The organism is Streptomyces jeddahensis (assembly GCF_001642995.1).
Classification (GTDB): domain Bacteria; phylum Actinomycetota; class Actinomycetes; order Streptomycetales; family Streptomycetaceae; genus Streptomyces; species Streptomyces jeddahensis.
Genome location: NZ_LOHS01000108.1, coordinates 17,021 through 35,352 on the forward strand (window position 1 = coordinate 17,021; position 18,332 = coordinate 35,352).

General features: G+C 68.9%; 17 protein-coding genes and 3 pseudogenes. 9 read left to right on the plus strand and 11 right to left on the minus strand.

All coding sequences use genetic code 11. The features are described from left to right. The first annotated feature begins 247 nt into the window (after positions 1–247). The 7 genes from STSP_RS25255 (at position 248) to STSP_RS25280 (ending at position 8,571) form a co-directional block, all read left to right on the plus strand. A complete protein-coding gene (locus STSP_RS25255; RefSeq protein ID WP_157902895.1) occupies positions 248–718 on the plus strand; it encodes a fumarylacetoacetate hydrolase family protein in 471 nt (156 codons plus the stop codon). 152 nt (positions 719–870) lie between these two features. Next, positions 871–2,160 carry a bifunctional glycosyltransferase family 2/GtrA family protein gene (locus STSP_RS25260; protein ID WP_078067489.1) on the plus strand — a complete coding sequence of 430 codons (1,290 nt, stop codon included), beginning with the start codon at positions 871–873 and terminating at the stop codon, positions 2,158–2,160. Between the two features lie 17 nt (positions 2,161–2,177). Then, positions 2,178–4,424, plus strand: coding sequence for an ArnT family glycosyltransferase (locus tag STSP_RS25265; RefSeq protein WP_067282503.1), 2,247 nt, complete (start codon positions 2,178–2,180; stop codon positions 4,422–4,424). Positions 4,425–4,475: 51 nt separating this feature from the next. Then, complete coding sequence (locus STSP_RS25270; RefSeq protein ID WP_031480891.1) at positions 4,476–5,219, plus strand: response regulator transcription factor; 744 nt, start codon at positions 4,476–4,478, stop codon at positions 5,217–5,219. After that, positions 5,216–6,751, plus strand: a complete 1,536-nt coding sequence (locus tag STSP_RS25275; protein WP_067282505.1) for a sensor histidine kinase — start codon at positions 5,216–5,218, stop codon at positions 6,749–6,751. Before STSP_RS25270 ends, STSP_RS25275 begins: the two co-directional genes overlap by 4 nt. A gap of 672 nt (positions 6,752–7,423) precedes the next feature. Further along, a complete protein-coding gene (locus tag STSP_RS41315) occupies positions 7,424–7,735 on the plus strand; it encodes an oligopeptide/dipeptide ABC transporter ATP-binding protein (RefSeq protein WP_408646356.1) in 312 nt (103 codons plus the stop codon). A gap of 23 nt (positions 7,736–7,758) precedes the next feature. After that, positions 7,759–8,571: a nuclear transport factor 2 family protein gene (locus STSP_RS25280; protein ID WP_067282508.1), complete on the plus strand. Its 813-nt coding sequence runs from the start codon at positions 7,759–7,761 to the stop codon at positions 8,569–8,571. An 8-nt stretch (positions 8,572–8,579) separates the two neighbouring features. Here the strand turns inward: STSP_RS25280 and STSP_RS41320 are convergent, their stop codons facing one another. From STSP_RS41320 to STSP_RS25310, 8 genes and pseudogenes are all read right to left on the minus strand, one after another. Continuing rightward, positions 8,580–8,711: an acyl-CoA dehydrogenase family protein gene (locus STSP_RS41320; protein ID WP_408646357.1), complete on the minus strand. Its 132-nt coding sequence runs from the start codon at positions 8,709–8,711 to the stop codon at positions 8,580–8,582. Between the two features lie 5 nt (positions 8,712–8,716). Then, a pseudogene (locus tag STSP_RS25285) lies at positions 8,717–9,206 on the minus strand (DUF7134 domain-containing protein); the annotation flags it as partial. Beyond that, a pseudogene (locus tag STSP_RS40415) lies at positions 9,203–9,310 on the minus strand (DNA-binding response regulator); the annotation flags it as partial. The pseudogenes STSP_RS25285 and STSP_RS40415, both read right to left, overlap by 4 nt. Positions 9,311–9,795: 485 nt before the next feature. Further along, positions 9,796–9,981 (minus strand): hypothetical protein, encoded by a 186-nt coding sequence (locus STSP_RS39755; RefSeq protein WP_067282515.1) that lies wholly within the window; start codon positions 9,979–9,981, stop codon positions 9,796–9,798. 461 nt (positions 9,982–10,442) lie between these two features. Then, positions 10,443–10,835, minus strand: coding sequence for a hypothetical protein (locus tag STSP_RS39760; RefSeq protein WP_067282518.1), 393 nt, complete (start codon positions 10,833–10,835; stop codon positions 10,443–10,445). Between the two features lie 125 nt (positions 10,836–10,960). Then, positions 10,961–11,500, minus strand: a complete 540-nt coding sequence (locus tag STSP_RS25300) for a cupin domain-containing protein (RefSeq protein ID WP_067282520.1) — start codon at positions 11,498–11,500, stop codon at positions 10,961–10,963. A gap of 333 nt (positions 11,501–11,833) precedes the next feature. Further along, a complete protein-coding gene (locus STSP_RS25305; protein WP_067282523.1) occupies positions 11,834–12,721 on the minus strand; it encodes an intradiol ring-cleavage dioxygenase in 888 nt (295 codons plus the stop codon). Next, positions 12,718–13,773 (minus strand): maleylacetate reductase, encoded by a 1,056-nt coding sequence (locus tag STSP_RS25310; RefSeq protein WP_067282612.1) that lies wholly within the window; start codon positions 13,771–13,773, stop codon positions 12,718–12,720. Before STSP_RS25310 ends, STSP_RS25305 begins: the two co-directional genes overlap by 4 nt. Positions 13,774–14,208: 435 nt before the next feature. On the opposite strand from STSP_RS25310, the gene STSP_RS39285 reads away from it, so the two are divergent. Continuing rightward, complete coding sequence (locus tag STSP_RS39285; protein ID WP_157902897.1) at positions 14,209–14,391, plus strand: hypothetical protein; 183 nt, start codon at positions 14,209–14,211, stop codon at positions 14,389–14,391. On the opposite strand, the pseudogene STSP_RS41425 reads toward STSP_RS39285, so the two are convergent. From STSP_RS41425 to STSP_RS25320, 3 genes and pseudogenes are all read right to left on the minus strand, one after another. Then, positions 14,378–14,709: pseudogene (locus STSP_RS41425) on the minus strand (IS1634 family transposase); the annotation flags it as partial. The gene STSP_RS39285 and the pseudogene STSP_RS41425 sit on opposite strands and share 14 nt — an antisense overlap. A gap of 17 nt (positions 14,710–14,726) precedes the next feature. Then, positions 14,727–16,217 carry an MFS transporter gene (locus STSP_RS25315; RefSeq protein WP_067282526.1) on the minus strand — a complete coding sequence of 497 codons (1,491 nt, stop codon included), beginning with the start codon at positions 16,215–16,217 and terminating at the stop codon, positions 14,727–14,729. A gap of 196 nt (positions 16,218–16,413) precedes the next feature. After that, positions 16,414–17,355, minus strand: a complete 942-nt coding sequence (locus tag STSP_RS25320) for an AraC family transcriptional regulator (protein WP_067282529.1) — start codon at positions 17,353–17,355, stop codon at positions 16,414–16,416. 109 nt (positions 17,356–17,464) lie between these two features. Between STSP_RS25320 and STSP_RS25325 the strand changes: the two genes are divergently transcribed. Then, complete coding sequence (locus STSP_RS25325) at positions 17,465–18,244, plus strand: FadR/GntR family transcriptional regulator (RefSeq protein WP_067282531.1); 780 nt, start codon at positions 17,465–17,467, stop codon at positions 18,242–18,244. Positions 18,245–18,332 lie beyond the last annotated feature (88 nt).

The window sequence follows — 18,332 nt, forward strand, 5'->3', positions numbered from 1 at the left end:
TGGCGGGAACGAGCCGCTGAGGAAACCGGTGAACGCCACAGGCTGGACGACATCTCCTACGCGCCCCTCATCACCCGGCCGAGCAAGATCGTTCGTGTTGGGCCCAACTACGCCGCACGGGTACAAGAGACAGGCACCTCCTTCCCCACCGTTCCGGTGTTCTCCGTGCGGCAAGGCGCCCAAGGCGTTGCCGGTGCCCGCGACGCCATCTGCCTGCCGGCCGAGGGACGGAACGTGGACTGGGGGCGTGGAGTTGGGCCTGGTGATCGGGTGCCGGACCCGGGGGGTCACGGCCCGGACGGCGCTGCGCCATGTCGCGGGCTACACCGTCGTCAACGGCGTCGCCGCGCGGAGCGACTCGGGAAGCGCCCTCGCGTCGGGACTGTCCACGGACGTCACCCTGGTGGGCCCCGCCATGGTCACCACCGACGACGTGCCGATGGGCGGCCGCGGTCTGACGATGAGCTGTGTCATCGACGGGCGGGTCCGCCAGAAGGCGAACACCTCGCAGCTGATCTTCGACGTCGCCACCGTCATCGCCCATGTCAGCACCGTGATCACGCTGCTGCCCGGAGATCTGATCACGATGGGCAGACCGGCCGGATGCGGCACCGTTCGCGAACCCGAGGTCCTTCTGTACCCCGGTGTGGACATGGTCACCGAGATCAAGGGTGTCGGGGAACTCAGGAACTCCGTGGTGCGGTCGTGTCCGCAGTGAACCGTGGGAGCACTTTCGGCCATAGATCTGACTCCCCGTCAGTTCCCAGCATTCTTTCCCCGCCTCCACAGGCAGGGCGGCAACAGTGAGGCCGCGGCCCGGACCAGGGCCTCAGAGCCGCAGTCTGCCGTCCCCTCACGCCTGAGGAAGCCATGACTCCCACCCCCCACCTCACCGAGACCACCGCCCGCCCGGAGCGCTTGGCCCCGTTCCAGCAGGTCGAGCGGTCCCTTCATCCACAGGCCGGTACCGCGACGGTCGACATCGTCGTGCCGGTCTACAACGAGGAACGCGCCCTGCCCGGCTGTCTGCGCACACTCCACGCCCGACTGGCGGCGGACTTCCCCTTTCCGTGGCGGATCACTGTGGCCGACAACGCCAGCACCGACGAGACCCTCGCCACCGCCCGTCGCCTCGCCGACGAACTGCCGGGCGTCGGCGTGGTCCACCTCGACCGCAAGGGCCGCGGGCTCGCTCTGCGCACCGTCTGGGGCGCCAGCGACGCGGACATCGTCGCGTACATGGACGTGGACCTGTCCACCGGCCTCGACGGGCTGCTTCCGCTGGTTGCGCCCCTGGCCAGCGGTCACTCGGACGTCGCCATCGGTTCCCGGCTGGCACCTGGGTCGCGCACGGTGCGCGGCCCGCGCCGCGAGTTCATCTCCCGCTGCTACAACGGCATCATCCGGCTCACGCACGGCGTCCGGTTCACCGACGCCCAGTGCGGATTCAAGGCGGCCCGCACCGAGGTGCTGAAGCCGTTGCTGCAGGTGACCCGCGACGACGCGTGGTTCTTCGACACGGAGCTGCTGCTGCTCGCCGAGCACAACGGACTGCGGATTCACGAGGTCCCCGTCGACTGGGTCGAGGACGTCGATACCCGGGTGGACATCGTGGGCACCGCCACGGACGACCTGCGAGGGCTGTGGCGGATGGCGCGGTTCAAGGCATCCGGCGGCGCCCGGGTCGACGTACCGTCTCGCCCCGCACCGGCCGCCGAGCACCCCGACGCAGTCCTCGCACCCGCTACCCGACGTGGCGCGTTGTCCTGGGAGGTCGGCTGCTTCCTGGCGATCGGTGTCGTCTCCACGGTCGGGCAGGCGCTGCTGTACTGGCTGCTGCGCGGTTGGTGGAGCCCGGCTGTCGCCAACCTGGTTTCGCTGTTCGTCCTCACCGTCCTCAACACGGAGGCGAACCGACGCCTCACCTTCCGGTACTCCACTGCTCCGCCCGCGCGGGCGCACCTGGGCGCCGGGGGCCTGTTCGTCCTGGGGTACCTGGTCACCTCCGGTGCGGTGCTGTGGTTCAAGTCGATCGACCCCGGGGCCTCGACAGCCGCGGAGACCGCGATCCTCGCCACGGCATCCGTCGCGGTCACCTGCGTGCGCTTCGCCGTGCTGCGGCTGGCCGTCTTCACCAGCGCCCCCCGCCGTACCCGTTGACGAGAGCGACTTCCGACATGAGCAATCCCACGCACCTCAAGCCCGTACCGGCCGCCTCAACACCCGAAGATTCGCCTGCGTTCGTCCGCTCGCTGCCCGCCTGGGCGGCACCGGCCGCACTCGGAGCGATCCTCGTGCTCGCGGCCGTCCTGTACGGCTGGGCACTGGGTTCTCTGGGATGGGCCAACAGCTACTACTCCGCGGCCGTGAAATCGATGGGGAAGAGCTGGACCAACTTCCTCTTCGGCTCCTTCGACCCGGCCGGGGTGATCACGGTCGACAAGCCGCCGGCCGCGCTGTGGCCGCAGGTGATCAGCAGCAAGATCTTCGGGCTGCACGGCTGGGCGCTGGTCCTGCCGCAGATGATCGAGGGCGTGGCCGCGGTCCTCGTCCTGCACCGCACCGTGCGGCGCTGGGCGGGGGAGGGGGCGGGGCTGGTCGCCGCACTGGTGTTCACTCTCACGCCCATCACCGTGGCCATCAACCGGGACAACAACCCCGACACGCTGCTCGTCCTGCTGCTGGTGTCCGCGGCGTACGCGCTCACCCGCGCGTTGCAGGCCGAGGGCAGGACCGCGACCTGGTGGCTGTGTGCGAGCGGCTTCCTGATCGGGTGCGGATTCCTCACCAAAATGCTCGCCGCCTGGATGGTCATTCCCGCGTTGACTCTCGCCTGGCTCATGGGAGGAAGCGGCCCCTGGATACCGCGAGTGCGGCGTCTGTTGGGCGCCGGGGCCATCCTGGCGGCGTCCTCCTTGTGGTGGGTCGCCATGGTCGCCCTGTGGCCGGGCGACCGCCCCTACATCGGCGGCAGCAAGGACGGTTCGGCCTGGGATCTCGTGGTCGGCTACAACGGGCTGGGCCGGGTCTTCGGCTCGAGCGACGGAATGTCCCAGAGCATGGGCGGGTTCGGCGGCGGGTTCGGTGGCGCGTCCGGCCTGGGCCGGTTGTTCAACGCGCAGGTGGGCGGCCAGATCAGCTGGCTGCTGCCGGTCAGCGCACTGGCCTTGGCCGTCGCCCTGGTCGGCGTGGTGATGCGCCGACGCGGCCTGCTGTCCGCCGACGCCCTGCTGCCGGCCTCCGGCTGGCTGCTGTGGGGGAGCTGGCTGGTGGTCTGCGCGGCCGTGTACTCGACACAGAAGGGCATCTTCCACCCCTACTACACCACTCAGCTCGCTCCGGCGATCGCCGCCCTGTGCGGCGGACTGACCGCCGCCCTGGTCCGTGTCCACCGTGCCGGCGTGCGCTGGGCGCCCCTGGTGGGCGTGGCCGCGGTCGTGGTCAGCGCGGTCTGGGCCGTGGCACTGGTCCGCCGCGACTCCGACTGGAACGGCTGGCTGGTGTGGCCGGTCCTGCTGCTCGGCTGCGCCGCGGTCGTCCTGCTGCTCCTCGCGCGGCGGCGTGGCCGGCTGCTGACGGTCGCCGTGGGTGCCGCCGTCGCGTCGGTCCTGGTGGCCCCGGGAGCGTGGGCGGTCAGCGTACCGGGCTCGACATCCGCTATGGGCGGGTCCAACCCGACGGCCGGTCCGACGACGTTCGGCTTCGGCGGGGGCGGCCGGATGCCCCGGCAGAGCGGGAACGACGGCGAACTTCCGTCGTCGGGGATGCCGTCGGGCTTCCCTGGTGGTGACACCCCTTCGGGACAGTCCGGTCAGCCCTCCTCCGGCGATGTTCCTTCGGGAATGCCGTCAGGCATGCCGTCCGGTATGCCCACAGGGGGAGCGAACGGCATGCCCGGCATGTCCGGAGGCTCGACTTCGGGAGACAGCGACATGCCGTCATTTCCCGGCGGCGGTTCCGGGAAGGCCCCGAGCGGACGCGGCGGCTTCGGCGGCGGCGCGGAACTCACCAGCGAGCAGCGCAAGATCCTCGACTACGCCGTGGAGCACGCACCTCAAGCCCGCATCAAGCTCTCCGTCGAAGGCGGTGCCATGGCCGCCAGTTCCTTCATCCTGGGCTCGGACGAGACCGTCATCGGCATGGGTGGTTTCATGGGCAGCGACAACGCGCCGTCGGTGGACCAGTTGAAGGAGTGGACGAAGAGCGGGGAACTACGCTACGTCCTGGGCTCCGACACGAACAGCGGCGGCAGGCCGGCCATGACCGGGTCGGCCAACTACAGCAAGCAGCGTTCCGACTGGATCGCCGACAACTGCACCAAGGTTCCGGTATCGGCGTACGGCGGCACGTCGTCGAAGAGCAGCGGTAGTGCGATGGGCTTCGGAGCAGGAGCCGACGTGCTCTACGACTGCGCCGCCAAGTAGGCGACGCCGGAGCAACGGGTACCACCCGGGAGAACGGACCAGCATCACGTCATGACCGAGCAGTCCGCAACGACTCGTCCGCGACATCGGCTTCTCGTGGTCGAGGATGAGCCCAGCATCCGCACCCTGCTGGAGGCGACGCTCCGCCTGACCGGATACGAGGTGAGCAGCACCGACACCGGACAGTCCGCCCTCGTCGAGGTCGAACGCCTGCGACCGCACCTGGTGCTGCTCGACGTGATGCTGCCCGACCTGGACGGCTTCGAGGTGACCCGCAGGCTGCGGGCGGCGGGGGACGAATGTCCGATCCTGTTCCTGACCGCCCGCACCGGCACCGACGACCGTATCCAGGGCCTGAGCGTCGGCGGCGACGACTACGTCTCCAAACCGTTCAGCATCGAGGAGGTGCTGCTGCGTATCGAGGCCATCCTGCGCCGCACGGCACCGGTGGACGCGGCACTCCCACCACCGAGCGTCCTGCGCTACGCCGACCTCGAACTCGACGAGGGCGCTCACGAGGTGCACCGCGCGGGACAGTACATCGCCCTGTCCCCGACCGAGTTCAAGCTCCTGGCCTACCTCCTGTCCAACGCCGGCCAGGTGGTGAGCAAGGTCCAGATCCTCGACCACGTCTGGAGCTACGACTTCGCCGGTGACGCCAGGATCATCGAGACGTACGTCCGCTACCTGCGCAGGAAGATCGACTCCTTCGAGCCGCCGCTCATCCAGACCGTGCGCGGCGTCGGCTACTGCCTGCGGCTGCCCCGCGACCACGAGGGGACGCCGGAGCAGTGATCCCCCGCCTGCCCAGGCCACCCGGCTCACTGCGACAACGACTGATCCTCGGCGTCACCGTCCTCGCCACGGCGGCGGTACTGACCTCCCAGGCCATCGGCTACGTGGTGCTCCGCTCCTGGCTGCTCGATCGCGTCGACCAGCAGCTGGTGGAGTTCCACCCCCCGACCCCGGCCTTCCGCGACGCCCTCCGGAATGCTTTCCCCGCGCCGACCGAACACCTGGACGCACTGCCGTCGGATTTCCACGTCTACTTCTACGACTCCTCCGGGCAGCGCCTGAACAACTCCCTCGGCATGGAGGCAAAGCCGGGGCCTCGGCTGGCCGATCAGGCGCAGGACCTCGACCTGAGGGACGGGCACCCGGAAACCGTGTCCGCCATCAGCGGTGACGGCCGCTGGCGGGTACTGCTCAGCCCTGGCCCGGACGGCATGAGCGCGGTGGTGACCCTGCCGCTCGACACCGTCGACGGCGCCACCTCGAAGCTGTTGTGGCTGAACGCCGTGCTGCTCGCTGTCACGATCGCCGGCCTGCTCGCCCTGGGCCGGTGGGTGGTGAGGCTGGGGCTGCTGCCACTGACCAGGACGGAACGAACTGCCCAGGACATCACCGCGGGCCGGCTCGACCTGCGACTGCCGGACACCGACCCGCGCACCGAGATCGGACGACTGGGCCGGGTGTTGAACTCCATGCTCGACAGACTGCAGACCGCCCTGCTGGCCCGCGAGACCTCTGAGGCACGGCTGCGCCGGTTCGTCGCGGACGCCGGGCACGAACTGCGCACTCCGCTCACCGCCATCCAGGGGTACGCCCAGCTCGCGCTGCGTCCGGAGCGGCGCCCGGAGCGTGAGCTGCGGGAGGCCAACCGGTTCATCGCGCAGAACGCGGAGCGCATGAGCCTGCTCGTCGACGACCTCCAACTGCTCGCCACCCTGGACCGCGAACCCTCCTACCGCAGAGAACGGGTCGACCTGCTCTCGCTCGCGGCGGACGCGGTGAGCGCGGCCGCCGTCCACAGCCACTCCCACCCCGTCGACCTCGGCCCGCTGCCCACTCCGGCAGATCCGGGCGGCACCGAGGAACTCGACGTGGCCGAGACCGTCGGCGACCCGCGCCGACTGGGCCAGATCCTGGAGAACCTGCTGTCCAACGCCCGCATCCACACGCCGCCGGGCACCCGTGTCCACGTACGGGTGGGCACGACAGAGACCGGACCCGGAACCGGCGGCACCGACCGGCCGGGACGCACCTCCGCCTCGCCGCCGCTCCCGGAGCGCCTCCCGGTCAGCGTGATCGAGGTGGCGGACGAAGGACCGGGCCTCGCCCCCATCGACGCCGAGCACGTCTTCGAGCGCTTCTACCGGGCCGACCCCGCCCGTTCCCGCAGCCACGGCGGGAGCGGCCTCGGCCTCGCCATCGCCGCGGCCATCGCCCAGGGCCACGGCGGCCGTCTCGAACTCGATACCGTCCCGGGCGAGGGCTGCACCTTCCGCCTGGTCCTCCCCGCAGCCGACTTCGGGCAGGGCCGTTGATGAGTCGGTGTCTTCGGATGCCAGAGGTGATGCGCGGTGCTCGCGCCGGTACGGGCGGCCGACGTTCCGACAGACCGTCGGCCGCGCCGCGTCATGGCTGCGCCGAGGGTTGTCAGGCGCCGACGGCGGGCGGCCCGGGCGGGTCCGCCGTCGGCTGGGCTCCTGCCGCCGGGGCTGGTGCAGAGCTCTCGTCCAGGTTCGGATACGGCAGCGACGTCATGCGGGGGCTCCTTACGGGTCGAGGGAGCGGGCAGCCCAGTTCAGGCGCTGCCCGACGTTGTCGGTGATCAGTGCGGCGTCCTCGTACAGGGGGCAGGAGGTCGCCGTCGCGGTCGGATTCGATCTATTCCGTCCTGCGTGCGGCGATGCTGAGCAGCTGGGCGGTGATCTGTCAGACATTCACAAGAGATCGAATGTCCAGCACGGTCCTCCAGGTGGGCGAACAGTGTCACCTGGGCGTGGGCCTGGGCTTGATGCGCGGACCATTGACGCGGGTTGCAAGCGAGGTTACTTTGGCGATCGCTAAACCTCCAATATTAGACAGAGGTGCCGCTTGTCCGTCAAAATCACCCGGCACCGTGCGGCGTCCTCACAGCTACTGCTTCATCGGTCACGACCTCGACGTCGTGCGCTACATGTCTGACTGGGATCGTGGTGCCCTACCGTGGCCAGGTGCTCGAGGACGGGCCCGCGCAGACGGTTGCCCGCCACCCACGCCATCCTCACACCCAAGCCCTGGTCGCGGCGTCGCCCGAGCTCGACCGGCTGGCGAAGCCAGATCAGCTGCGCCCCGCGCGCGATCCTCGCCCCGAGCCACCGCGGGGCGGAGGCTGCCCCTTCGCACCCATGTGTGGGTTCGCGGAAGACCGGTGTTGGGTCGAGCAGCCGCCGGTCCACCTCGCGGCCGACGACGGACACGTTGCATGCCACCGCTATGACGCCGCCGCGGACACAACTGCGGGAGTCCTCGTGCCGCACCTCTGATTACGACCGGAGAATCACAGCTCATGCTCGAATCCGAACGCCGACGTCAGTCGGTACTGCGCATCTACGACGCCCTGACCGCCGGACGCCTCCACGTCGAGAGCGACGATGTCCTCGAGACGATCTTCTCGCCAGAGGCCCGCCATCACCGCTCCTCCCAGCCGCTCAGCGACGGGCCGGCCGGAGCGCGTCAGCTCTACCTCGAGCTGCAGACTCGCCTTCCCGGAGTCGTCGCAACGGTGAAGCGAACCGTCTCTGATGATGAGTTCGTGGCCGTGCACTGGCACGCCTCAACGGATCCGCGTGACGAGTTCAGCGGCGAGTCCTGGTGTGAATTCTTCCGCTTCGTCGGCGACCAGGTCGCGGAGCACTGGCAGCTCCACGTCGCCGTGCCGTCGAGCACGGTCAGCGGAAGGTCGGTGTTCAGCGATGCCTACCAGCGCACTCACGGTACGGGCTACGGGGAAGCCGCTATGACAGCGATCAACCGCGAGGTCGCGTCGGCGGCCTTCGCCCGATTCATCGAGTTCGACCACACCGTCGTGGCTGATCACTGGGGCGAGGTCTACCTCCAGCACAACGAGACCATCCCCGACGGTCCTGAGGCCATCCGCCGCTCCCTGGAGGAAACCGGCGGCCTTCCGGATGAGTTCAGACCGAGCTTCACGGTGGTCGCCACTGTCGCCGAAGGCGATCTGGTGTGGTTCCTCGAGCGCGTCCGCGTCGGAAATCAGACCGGCCTCGGTGTCGACATCCTCCGACTGGTCGATCGCCGGATCGTGGAGCACTGGGACATCCCGGCGCTCAGACCCGGTTCCGTCGATGCTGGGCAGTGACGTGACGATCACGCTCCCGTAGCGGCGTGCGTGACCCCGGTGGCGGCCCGTAGGGATATCGCGCCGCGCAACAGCCTCTCCACGGCGAAGTCCTGGGTGTAGCCGTATCCACCGTGCACCTGGAGCGCCTTCGCCGCCACGGCCTGTGCAGGGCCGGCTCGTGCTCCTTGGCCTCCTCGACCTCGACAAGCCGCCGCGCCAAGTCCCGTTGCGCTTGAGGAGCTGGCCGAAGAGGACCGGGCCACGCTGGTGGCCAGGCCGTACACGAAGAAGACCAGTGTCATGGTCCGGTCGACCTCGGCCAGGGGCCACGGAGTGCTGCTCGCGAGGGCGGACAGGGCGGCGCACACCGCGAGGAGCCGACGGTCGCGGGTGCGTTCGGCCAGGGTGAACAGCGCCACGAGCACCGCGACGGCGACATCCTGCATCAGCGCGATGGGCAGGGTGAGCAGGAACACGCCGAGCGGGAACCTGCGCCGGAACGCCAACGCGGCGCAGCCGAGCGCGGCCAGCGCCACCTCGGGACGAGTGTGCTCCCACATGTTCAGCCATACGTCCACCGCCGCCACCGCCACCAGGACGATGTCTACGACCGGCGCGGGAACCCGCTGCCACACGGCACGTGAACGGCTCATCGGCCGGCTTCCGACCGCGGGCGCTCGTCGAGCAGCCCGGCCTGCTGCGCCAGCAGCGCGGCCTGCACCCGGCTCGTCACCCGCAGCTTCGTCAGGATCGCGCTGGGCCTGGGGCGGAGATGATGCCGTCATGCCCTCCTGGGAATTCTGCGAACTTCCAGTGAGGCCCGTGCAACGTGAAGTTCGCAGGTCAAGGGTCTGGTGTGAGGGGCGAGCGGGATACTCATGCTGGTCGTCGGCGGGTGTCCACGGCGAAGATCGTCTGCCGTGGCGGCCGTTGCCGTTGCCGTTGTCGGGTTCTGCCGTACCGAGGACCGTGCCGCCCTTACCATCCGTCACCGGGGCGGTAGGGGGATGACGCGGGGAGGGCGTTGGTATGCAGGAGCTCGCCGGACTGAACCGGCTGGCCGAGCAGGACCGGGCCGCGGCGGAAACCGCCGTCGCCCCGGCTCTCGCCCGGGTGGCGGGGCGGGCGGTCCTATCGCGCTATCTGGCCGTTTCACGAGTTCGCCCAGACCAGATCCGAACCATTCCGCTCAGGCGGCGTTTATTCCCGCCCGTCTCGCATGGCAGACCAACACTCAATGGTCTATGTCACGAGCGCGGGATGTTCATTTTCCGTTCGGTTCCACTGCGGGATGTCGATGAGGTAGGTGCCCGCCTGGGTCTTGTCGAAGGCGTCCAGGGGGCCGGTGTGCAGGAGCTTGTTCGGGGCGAGGGGAACGGCCGAGCAGGCCGAGGGGTAGCTGCCGTTGCGGTCGATCAAGCACAGCACGCCCTCACCGAAGGAGTCAGCACCTCGAGCAGGTCGCGCCGGACGCGCTTGCCGTTCGCCTTGACGCGGGGGCGCGGGTGAGGGAGACGTCGGGGTGCACCCAGCGGGGCTCGCCGTCCATGTCCTCGCTGATCAGGGGCCACGGGCCGCTGTCACGTTCTTCGCTGCGGATGACCGGGACCGGGGGCGTCTTCGAGCGGGCGACCGCGTCCTTGAGGATCCGCAGCGCGGGGAAGACCGCTCCCTCCGGTTCGTCCTCCTCGTCCCCCGGTACCAGACCGTCCCCGTCGTCTTCTTCGTCGACGTCCGCGATGTGCCCGCGGGCAGCGGTGGGCTGGACAGCCGCTTCGTTTCGGGCAGCTCAGTGGTGCCTGCGGACGCGGCGGTGGCGTACGCCTGCAGTGCGGAGGCGGGCCGGCGTCCCTCGGCAGTGTCCGGGAATGGCGGCGGCGCCGCAGCCGTCACAACGAGGGAAAGCCCGAGTTCCGCGAGGGCTGCGGGGTCGCCGCCAGCACGTGGGTGACGGAGGCCGGCAGCCCCTGCTGGGCAACGGACGTGTAGGGAAGCGCTGCCTCGGCAAGCTCCCGCTCCACCGCACCGCCGCCCAGACCCTGTACAGGTCCTTCGGCACTCGTACGGCCGGCAGGGACGGCTCCGGCGTCAAGGAACCGGGCATGCAGCAGGTCGGGCCGCAGGTACGCCGCGCTGATCACACCGAAGTCACGCTCCGCGACCGTCACCTGAACCTTGGCGCGGTCCTCGGTCGGTGCGAGCGTGACCAGGACGTCGGCGTCGAGGAGGGATTCCTGTGCGGATCTTGTAGACCATCCCGTTGATGACCTGCCGTTCGCCACCCGCGGCCGGCCCGTCCTGGCTCGCGGTATCAGCGGGGCAAGCAACTGTCATTCCTGGTCAGTGAGTTCATGGCGGCGTATCACAGCCACCATGATCCACCATCTGACGTCCTTGAAGACGGACCCTAGTCGGAGACCGGATGTGTTCCGACCGACACTGCGGCGAGGACGGCGGGTTGCGAGGTGCGGTTGTGCCATGCGTGAGACGTGCCGTTCTGGATCACCACGTCGCCCTTGCGTAGCAATGTCTGTGGGCCGTGGTCCAATTCAAGCCACAACTCGCCGTCGAGCACGATCACGTAATCGACGGTCGGCGTCGTGTGGAAGCCCGGTCGTTCCGGGTCGAACCTGTGCGCCAGACCGGGAAGTGCCTGGCGCTGTTCCGCCTCAGCCGCGGCGACGTCGGCCGAGGCGAACACCGACGACGGCGGGAACCTGACCACCGTCATCCCCGAACCGCCCGGGCCGGGGAGGAGCGACTCCGCGGTCACGCTCAGATCCGCCGGCGTGCCGCGCGGAGCCGTCACGTCTTGCATGGACCAGACCAGGGTGTTGCTGAAGCCGGGGATGTGTACGAAGTCGTGGGTGCGAGGGGCCGGCCCGTCGGAGACGACGCAACTGCGCCCCTTCTCGTCGAACCCGGTGACTATGCGGCGCACGTGCATGACTGTGCTCCTTTCCTGTCGTTTGTTTGAAGTCAGATGTCACCCCCGCCCATTAGGGGCTAATGACTGATGTCATGCTGTATGGGAGGAAGGGTGCGAGCGCTGGTGATCGACGCCGAATGGGCACCTCGTCCCGGCGCGGATCTGAGCGACCCGGTACACGCCGCTTGTCCACCTGTCCCGCCAGGACGGCTATGGCACGGTTACGCGAATCGCGGCCGCACTCGTTCGGGAGCCACGTACCGGCCGGGGTGGAGAGCACTGGTGTGCCCAGGGGGCCGGGCGCACCCGCTACCGCGTCGAGGCCCGACCCCTTCAGCTTGTGACGAACAATCAGCTACCGGCCGGTGCCAGCACGATGTCGAAGGAGACCCGTGACCACGAGTCGTCCACCACGCGGCCGTCCGGCGTCGGGGAGCCGGGGGCCTGGCGTTCGAACTTCTTCACCAGGGACTCCTTGACCCCGAACACCGTGTCCGCGTCGAGCAGTTCGTCACCGCTGACGAAGATGTGGGTGACCAGCGTGCGCTGCCCCTCGGCACTGACCATGAAGTGCAGATGCGAGGCCCGCATGGGGGATCGCCCAACGGCCGCGAGCATCTTGCCCACGGGGCCGTCGGAGGGGATGGGGTAGGGCGTCGGCGTGACGCCCCAGAACGAGTAGCGTCCCTCGGCGTCGGAGAACAGATGCCCGCGGGCCGCGGTCCGGCCGTCGTCGTGCTGGACGTCGTAGAGGCCCTCCTCGTCGGCCTCCCAGACCTCGATGCGCGCACCGGCGACCGGCTGTCCTTCGCTGTCGGAGACGGTGCCCTCCACCCAGCACGGTTCCCCGGACGCGACGCCGGAGATGGAGCCGCCGAGGGGGATTTCGGGGCTGTTCTCGACGAAGAACGGGCCGAAGACGGTCGCCTCGGTCGCGTCGCCGTACGCCTCGTTGTTGATGCCGATGGTCTGCATGGAAAGGCCGAGTACGTCGGAGAGCAGGATGAATTCCTGGCGCTTGTCATCCGTTATGTGCCCGGCGGCGGTCAGGAACTCGATGCCCTTGGTCCACTCCTCCTCGGACAGACGGACCTCGCGGGCGAAGGCGTGCAGATGGTGCACCAGCGAGGTCATCAGCTGCTTGAGTCGCGGGTCGGAACAACCGTCGAACGAACGGACGACGCGCTCGACCAGGTCCGCCTCGCGACGCTCCTGTTCGGCGGAGACGGTGTAGGTCATCGGGGCTCTGCTCCTTCCCAGGCCGCGTGCAGCAGCCCGGTGATGTTGTCGGCGGTCACAGGGGTCGGATTGCCCGGCGGAACAGCGGCGAGGATCGCCTCCGCGGCGGGGCCGATGCCGGACTCCGGCATGCCGTAGTCGCGAAGAGACCGGGGCGCGTCGAGCCGAGTGCGCAGCCGGGCGAGGCCGCCGGTCGCGGACTCGGCGTCGAAGGCGGCGGCGATACGTCGCTCGGCGTCCGGCGCCGCCGGCGCGTTGAAGGCGAGTACATGGGGAAGGACGACGGCATGGGTCTGGGCGTGCGGAAGGTCGAACATGCCGCCGAGTACGTGACAGATCTTGTGGTGCAGCCCTGAGCCCGCTGAGGCGAACGCCACCGCGGAGAGGTAGGCGCCGTACAAGGCGTGTTCACGCCCATCGAGGCCGTCCGGCTCGGCGGCGACCAGCGGCAGTCCGATGCGCAGGGCCCGGATGCCCTCGCCGGCCAGTGCCCGGTCGATCGGGTCGGCTCGTGGGGCCCACATCGAATCGACGCAGTGTGCCAGGGCGTTGAGTCCGGATGCCACGCTCAGGTCGACCGGCAGGGTGAGCATGAGCGTCGCGTCGTACACGATCGTTCGCGGGAGCACCCGGGGGTCGGTGCCGGTGGTCTTGCGGGCGTGCTCGGTGAGTCCCCAGACGTTGGTGGCCTCCGAGCCCGCGTAGGTGGTCGGCACCGCGACGATGGGCAGACCGGTGGTGAGTGCCACGGCCTTGGCCAGGCCGGTCGTCGAGCCGCCGCCGATACAGACAAGGGCGTCGGCGCGATGGGCCGCGGCCTGTTCTCTGGCCCGCTCGGCGACCTCGACCGGCACATGCATGGCCACTTCGTGGTGCCAGTGCGCCACGGGCAGCTGCGCGGCGATCCGGTGCGCCAGTTCCCGTTCGGCCTCGGCGGCGATCACCATGACCCGGGCCGCGCCGAGCTCCTTGATCTCGTCCGCGAGGATCTCCGCCGCCGAGGCCGAGGCGAACCGCACGCGCTGCGCGAGTGTGTCGTGGTCGAAGCGCACGCCCTTCACGCCCTGCCTCTCGACCACCGACGACGCGGGCGGACGGGTCTCGGGCTGACGATCGTCGAACGCGGGCATGTGCCACACCTTTCTTCGTCCCGGACAAGGGCACCGGGTTGGTGCGTACGAGTGTCGGCGGTCATGCCCGGGCGGACCCAGAGATCCGGGCCGAGATGGCGGAAAGGAGGATGGCGGGCCGCGGCCCGGTCAGGCGGACCCGGCTCGGACCTCGCCTGCGGTGACGCCGAACCGCTCGCGGAAGGCGCGGGAGAAGTACGCGACCGACGTGAAGCTGCGGGAGGCCTGGCGGGCTGTGAATCCGTGCCGCCCCCCGCGCTACCACCCCCTTGGGCAGCCCGCCTACGGCTGCCAGCAGTTGCTTCATGCCCCCTCCAGCCTCGCTCCACCTCAAGGAGCTGCTTGTACCCCAGGGCGATGCGCCGGACAGGTGTGGGTCGCTGGAGCGCAGAAGGTACTGAGGCCATCACCGGCAGCGACAAGCTGAACGCGGCCGAACGCGCTCACCTGGCCGGGCAGTTGTCCACCAAGCCCGGCCTGAAACGGGACCAGAAGAAGTTCGCCGCAGAGGAGAAGCTGGACGGCAATGGTCGGGGTTGAAGCAGATGATGAGCCGGTCGTCGGATCCGATATTGACCTCTTTGACCTGCATGTTGTCGCGGACGACCTGGCAGCGGCCGGCGCGGGCGAGAGCGGCCTTGGCCTCGTCGGAGCCGGAGCGGAGCTTCCCGCCGATGATGTAGCCGCCTCCTCGCATGAGCGCGCGGCGGTTGGCGGCGGAGGTGAAGCCGCGGTCGGCGATCCACACCACGCGGACCACGACCACTCCCGCAGATCGCGCTTGACCTGCCGGATCAGCCCGGAATCGGCGGTCGACCCGGGCCACGACCAGACGCGGAACGGGATGCCGTCACGCTCCGCGCGGGGTAAACGGATCAGAAGCTGGGTTGGGGTTGGGCCACGAGTTCGTTCGTCTCGGTGGCGGCTTCGGCTTCCTTTGGTTGTTTGGGGATGAGGGCGGCGATGGCGATGCCGGCGAGTGCTATCAGGGCGCCGAGGGCGCCGATAGCGAGGATCCATCCGGTGCTGCTGTAGACAGGGGCTCCGGTGGGGGCGACGGCCTTGACGTGTCCGGCGAGGATGAGGCCGCCGGCTTGGATGATGGCGCTGCCGAGGACACCTTGGACCGCGAATTGGATGCCGGCGGAGACGCCGCGGCTCTTGGCGGGGGCGAGCTGCATGATCAGGGCGGCTCCCGCGGCCATGGACATGGATGCTGCTCCGACGAGTGCGAATCCGACGATGGGCATCCACGGCTGGGTGCGCAGAAGAGCGAGGGTGACTGTGCCGGCGACGGCGAAGACGCCGGACAGGAGCAGGAAGGGGCGGAGGCCGTAGCGCTTGGAGCCGATACCGACGACCACGCCGGCCAGGACGGTGGTGATGCCGCCGGCGATGCAGTAGACGGCGACGCCGGTCGCGTCGAGGCCGAAGCCGTAGTCGCCGCCGAGGCTGCGGGATGTCTGCAGCATCGTGGGCAGATAGCTGGTGGCGAGCATCGTGGTGGAGACGATGAGGCTGGAGGACAGGACGACGGTGGCGACCGGGCGGCTGGCCATGATCCGGGTGTCGAGGAAGGGTGCCGCGGCGCGTCGTTCCCACATCCACCAGGCGAGGAGGATGACGGCGCCGCCGCCGACGTAGGTCAGGGTGCGGCCGCTGAGAAGGTGCCAGGTGCTGATGTTGGTCAGTCCGTACATGAGGGCGAGCAGTCCGACGGCGAGGCCGATGATGCCGGGCACGTCGAATGCGGAGCGGTTGCGGATCGGGGTCTCGGGGACGAAGAGGATGGTTCCGATCGCGCCGAGCAGGGACAGGGCGGCGTAAAACCAGAAGATGGCCTCGGGGGCGATCTGGTCGATGAGGAAGCCGGCGAGGAAGGGGCCGAGGATGGTGACCACGCCGGCGCCGTTGGTGGCGAGGCCGATGCTGAGGCTGCGGTACTTCTTGGGGAAGACGTCGCGCACCAGGGAGAAGGTCAGGGGGACGAAGGTTCCCGAGGCGCCCATCAGGGCGCGTCCCAGCAGCATGATGCCGTAGTTGGGGGCCAGCGCGCAGACCACGGATCCCACGACGCCGGCGAAGGCGGTGGCGACCAGGATCTTCTTCTTGCCGACGCGGTCGCCGAGCTTGCCGAGCACCGGGGTGAGGACGGCGCCGACCAGCAGGAAGATCGCGATCATCCAGGAGATCTGTGTGGTGTTGTATTTCGCCGCGAATGCGCCGAGGGCGGGGGAGACGAGGGACAGGCCCAGCGCGGTCAGCTCGGTCAGGAGCACCAGGAAGCCGGTGGCGGCGATCCACTTCCCTGGGTTGCCCTGGTTCGGGCTGGATGTGTCGGTTCGGGCAGCGGGTGGGACGGACATGGGACCACTCCTTTGAGGACCTGGATGCCGTGAACGGTGAGGCCAGCGGCCTGTGCCTCATTGGTTGAGGTCCGAGGGTGATCCCCGCACGTCCCCAAATCCAAGAGCCCCGACCCGGGTGGCGGATTTCGGAAGGTTGGTCTCCGGATCGATGCAGCCTTTCTCCGCGGGCTGCGGCCAACCGTCGGGAAGTGCCTCATACAGATGAACCGTGGGCCAGACGCCTGACCTCGCCGGCAGTCACACCGAAGCGCCGTTGAAACGTCTGGCTGAAGTAACCGTACGACCAGAACCCGCACCTGGCCGCGGCCGCGGCTGTGGTGAGCTCAGGTCGTGCCCTCAGCAGGGCGTAGGCAACGTCGAGCCGGCGGCCCAATATCTGTTGCGGCACGCTCATCCCGCTGGCCGCGAAGACGCGGGAAAGTGTTCGTTCGCTCAGCCCGACTGCGGCAGCCACACCGGCAGCAGAGAGCGACGGATCGTGGAGGCGTTGCGCGATGTAAGTGCGTGCGGCCACCCGATGGCGCAGGGCGCTGCTGGTCCGGGGGCCTGCGGCCAGCACGGAGACGAGCTCGATCAATCCCTGCTCGTCCGGCGGGACAGGAATCCCGGCATCGAGCGCGGTCCCGAGCATGTGCATGAGTGCTCGAGCGTGACCGTCCGCGCGGGCGTCGAAGATGAGAGGCTCGGCGAGGAGATCCAGCCCGGTGGTTGTGTGGATGAGTTCCTTCGGGACCCTGATCGCCAGTTCCTCCAACCCATGGGCGAAGCCGCGAGCGATCGGCAGATCCGCGTCGCACACCATCACCTGACCGGGATGGAGGACACGTGTGTGTCCGGAGTACTCCAACGTCGCGTTGCCACGCAGGGTCGCATATACCGCGTAAGCGTGAGCCGGGTCGGACTCGATCAGATCGCGTGTGCGGATCACCTTGTGCTTGGACCCGCTCACACGGGCGAGGTGGGCCTTTGTCAACTCCAGGTTGACCTCGGCGGCCTCGAACTCCGCATTGCATGGGACATCACAGCTCAGGGCGATGAGCTGAGCCGCATTGTGGGCCTCCCACGCTTTGACGCGCTCGGGGCCAGCCGCTTCTGTGGAGAAGACCTCAGGACGGGGAAGGGTGGCTGCCGTCATACGTCAGACATAACACCGTAACCTGATTCTGTCTAGCAATTGCCTGCCCGTCGAGAGGAGACTGACGCTGCACGATCAACCGCTGTGGGGCGGCAAATGCCAGATAGCCATGGGCTTCAAAGCCGAGCCGCTCAGCCGTCCTCGAGGGCAGGGCGAGCAGCAACTGCGCGAGGTGATCATGTCGTCTTCGCTGAAGCCCGGTGCACGGCCTTCGAGTGAGGCGCAGCTGTCCAGCGACTCCAAGGTTGGTCGAGCCACGGTGCGTGAGGCGCTGCGCGCCCTCGGAGGCAACGGACTGATCTCGAAGCGGCGGGGGTCGAGCGGTGGCAGCTTCGTGGAGACCTTCGACCATGAGTCGCCGGCCGCAGGCCCGTCGGTGTCAATGGACGCGATCCTCCGGCTCGGAAGGATCATCGAGGCAGAGACCGAGTACGTGCGTCAGGCCCTCGAGGTGCCAGCGGCTGAGCTGGCCGCCAAGAATCGCATGGCCGAGCAGATCGCGGGGCTGGAGTGGTTGCTCGAAGGCGAGCGGGGGCTCGACCCGGACGATCCGCATGTCGGCGCCTTCGACCTCGAGTTCCACAGCAAGATCGCGGCTGCCAGCGGAAACCGGGTTCTGCACGCCTTGTTCACGGGGCTTGCTCGCGCCCTGCGGGGAAGCGCCCCTCCGCCTCCCATCAAGTACCACGGCAGCGGGGGCGAGGTGGACACCGCAGGCACGGTGATGGCGTCGCACATCTCCTACTTCGGAGAGATGGGGCAGACCGAGTCGTCGAGCCGTCCGATCACGGAGAGCTCCTGCCGCCCAGCCGGCGTCGCTGGCTGGGCGGCTTCTTGGTATCTCCAACTTCTTAATTGTCTGACATTGACGCATCTGCCAAAGATCTGATTCCATGAGGTCAGGCCAGGCGTCGGCGTAGCCGGTCAGTCTGAGACAAGGAGCTGGACGATGCTCATGCCACGGTGCTGTCCTACGT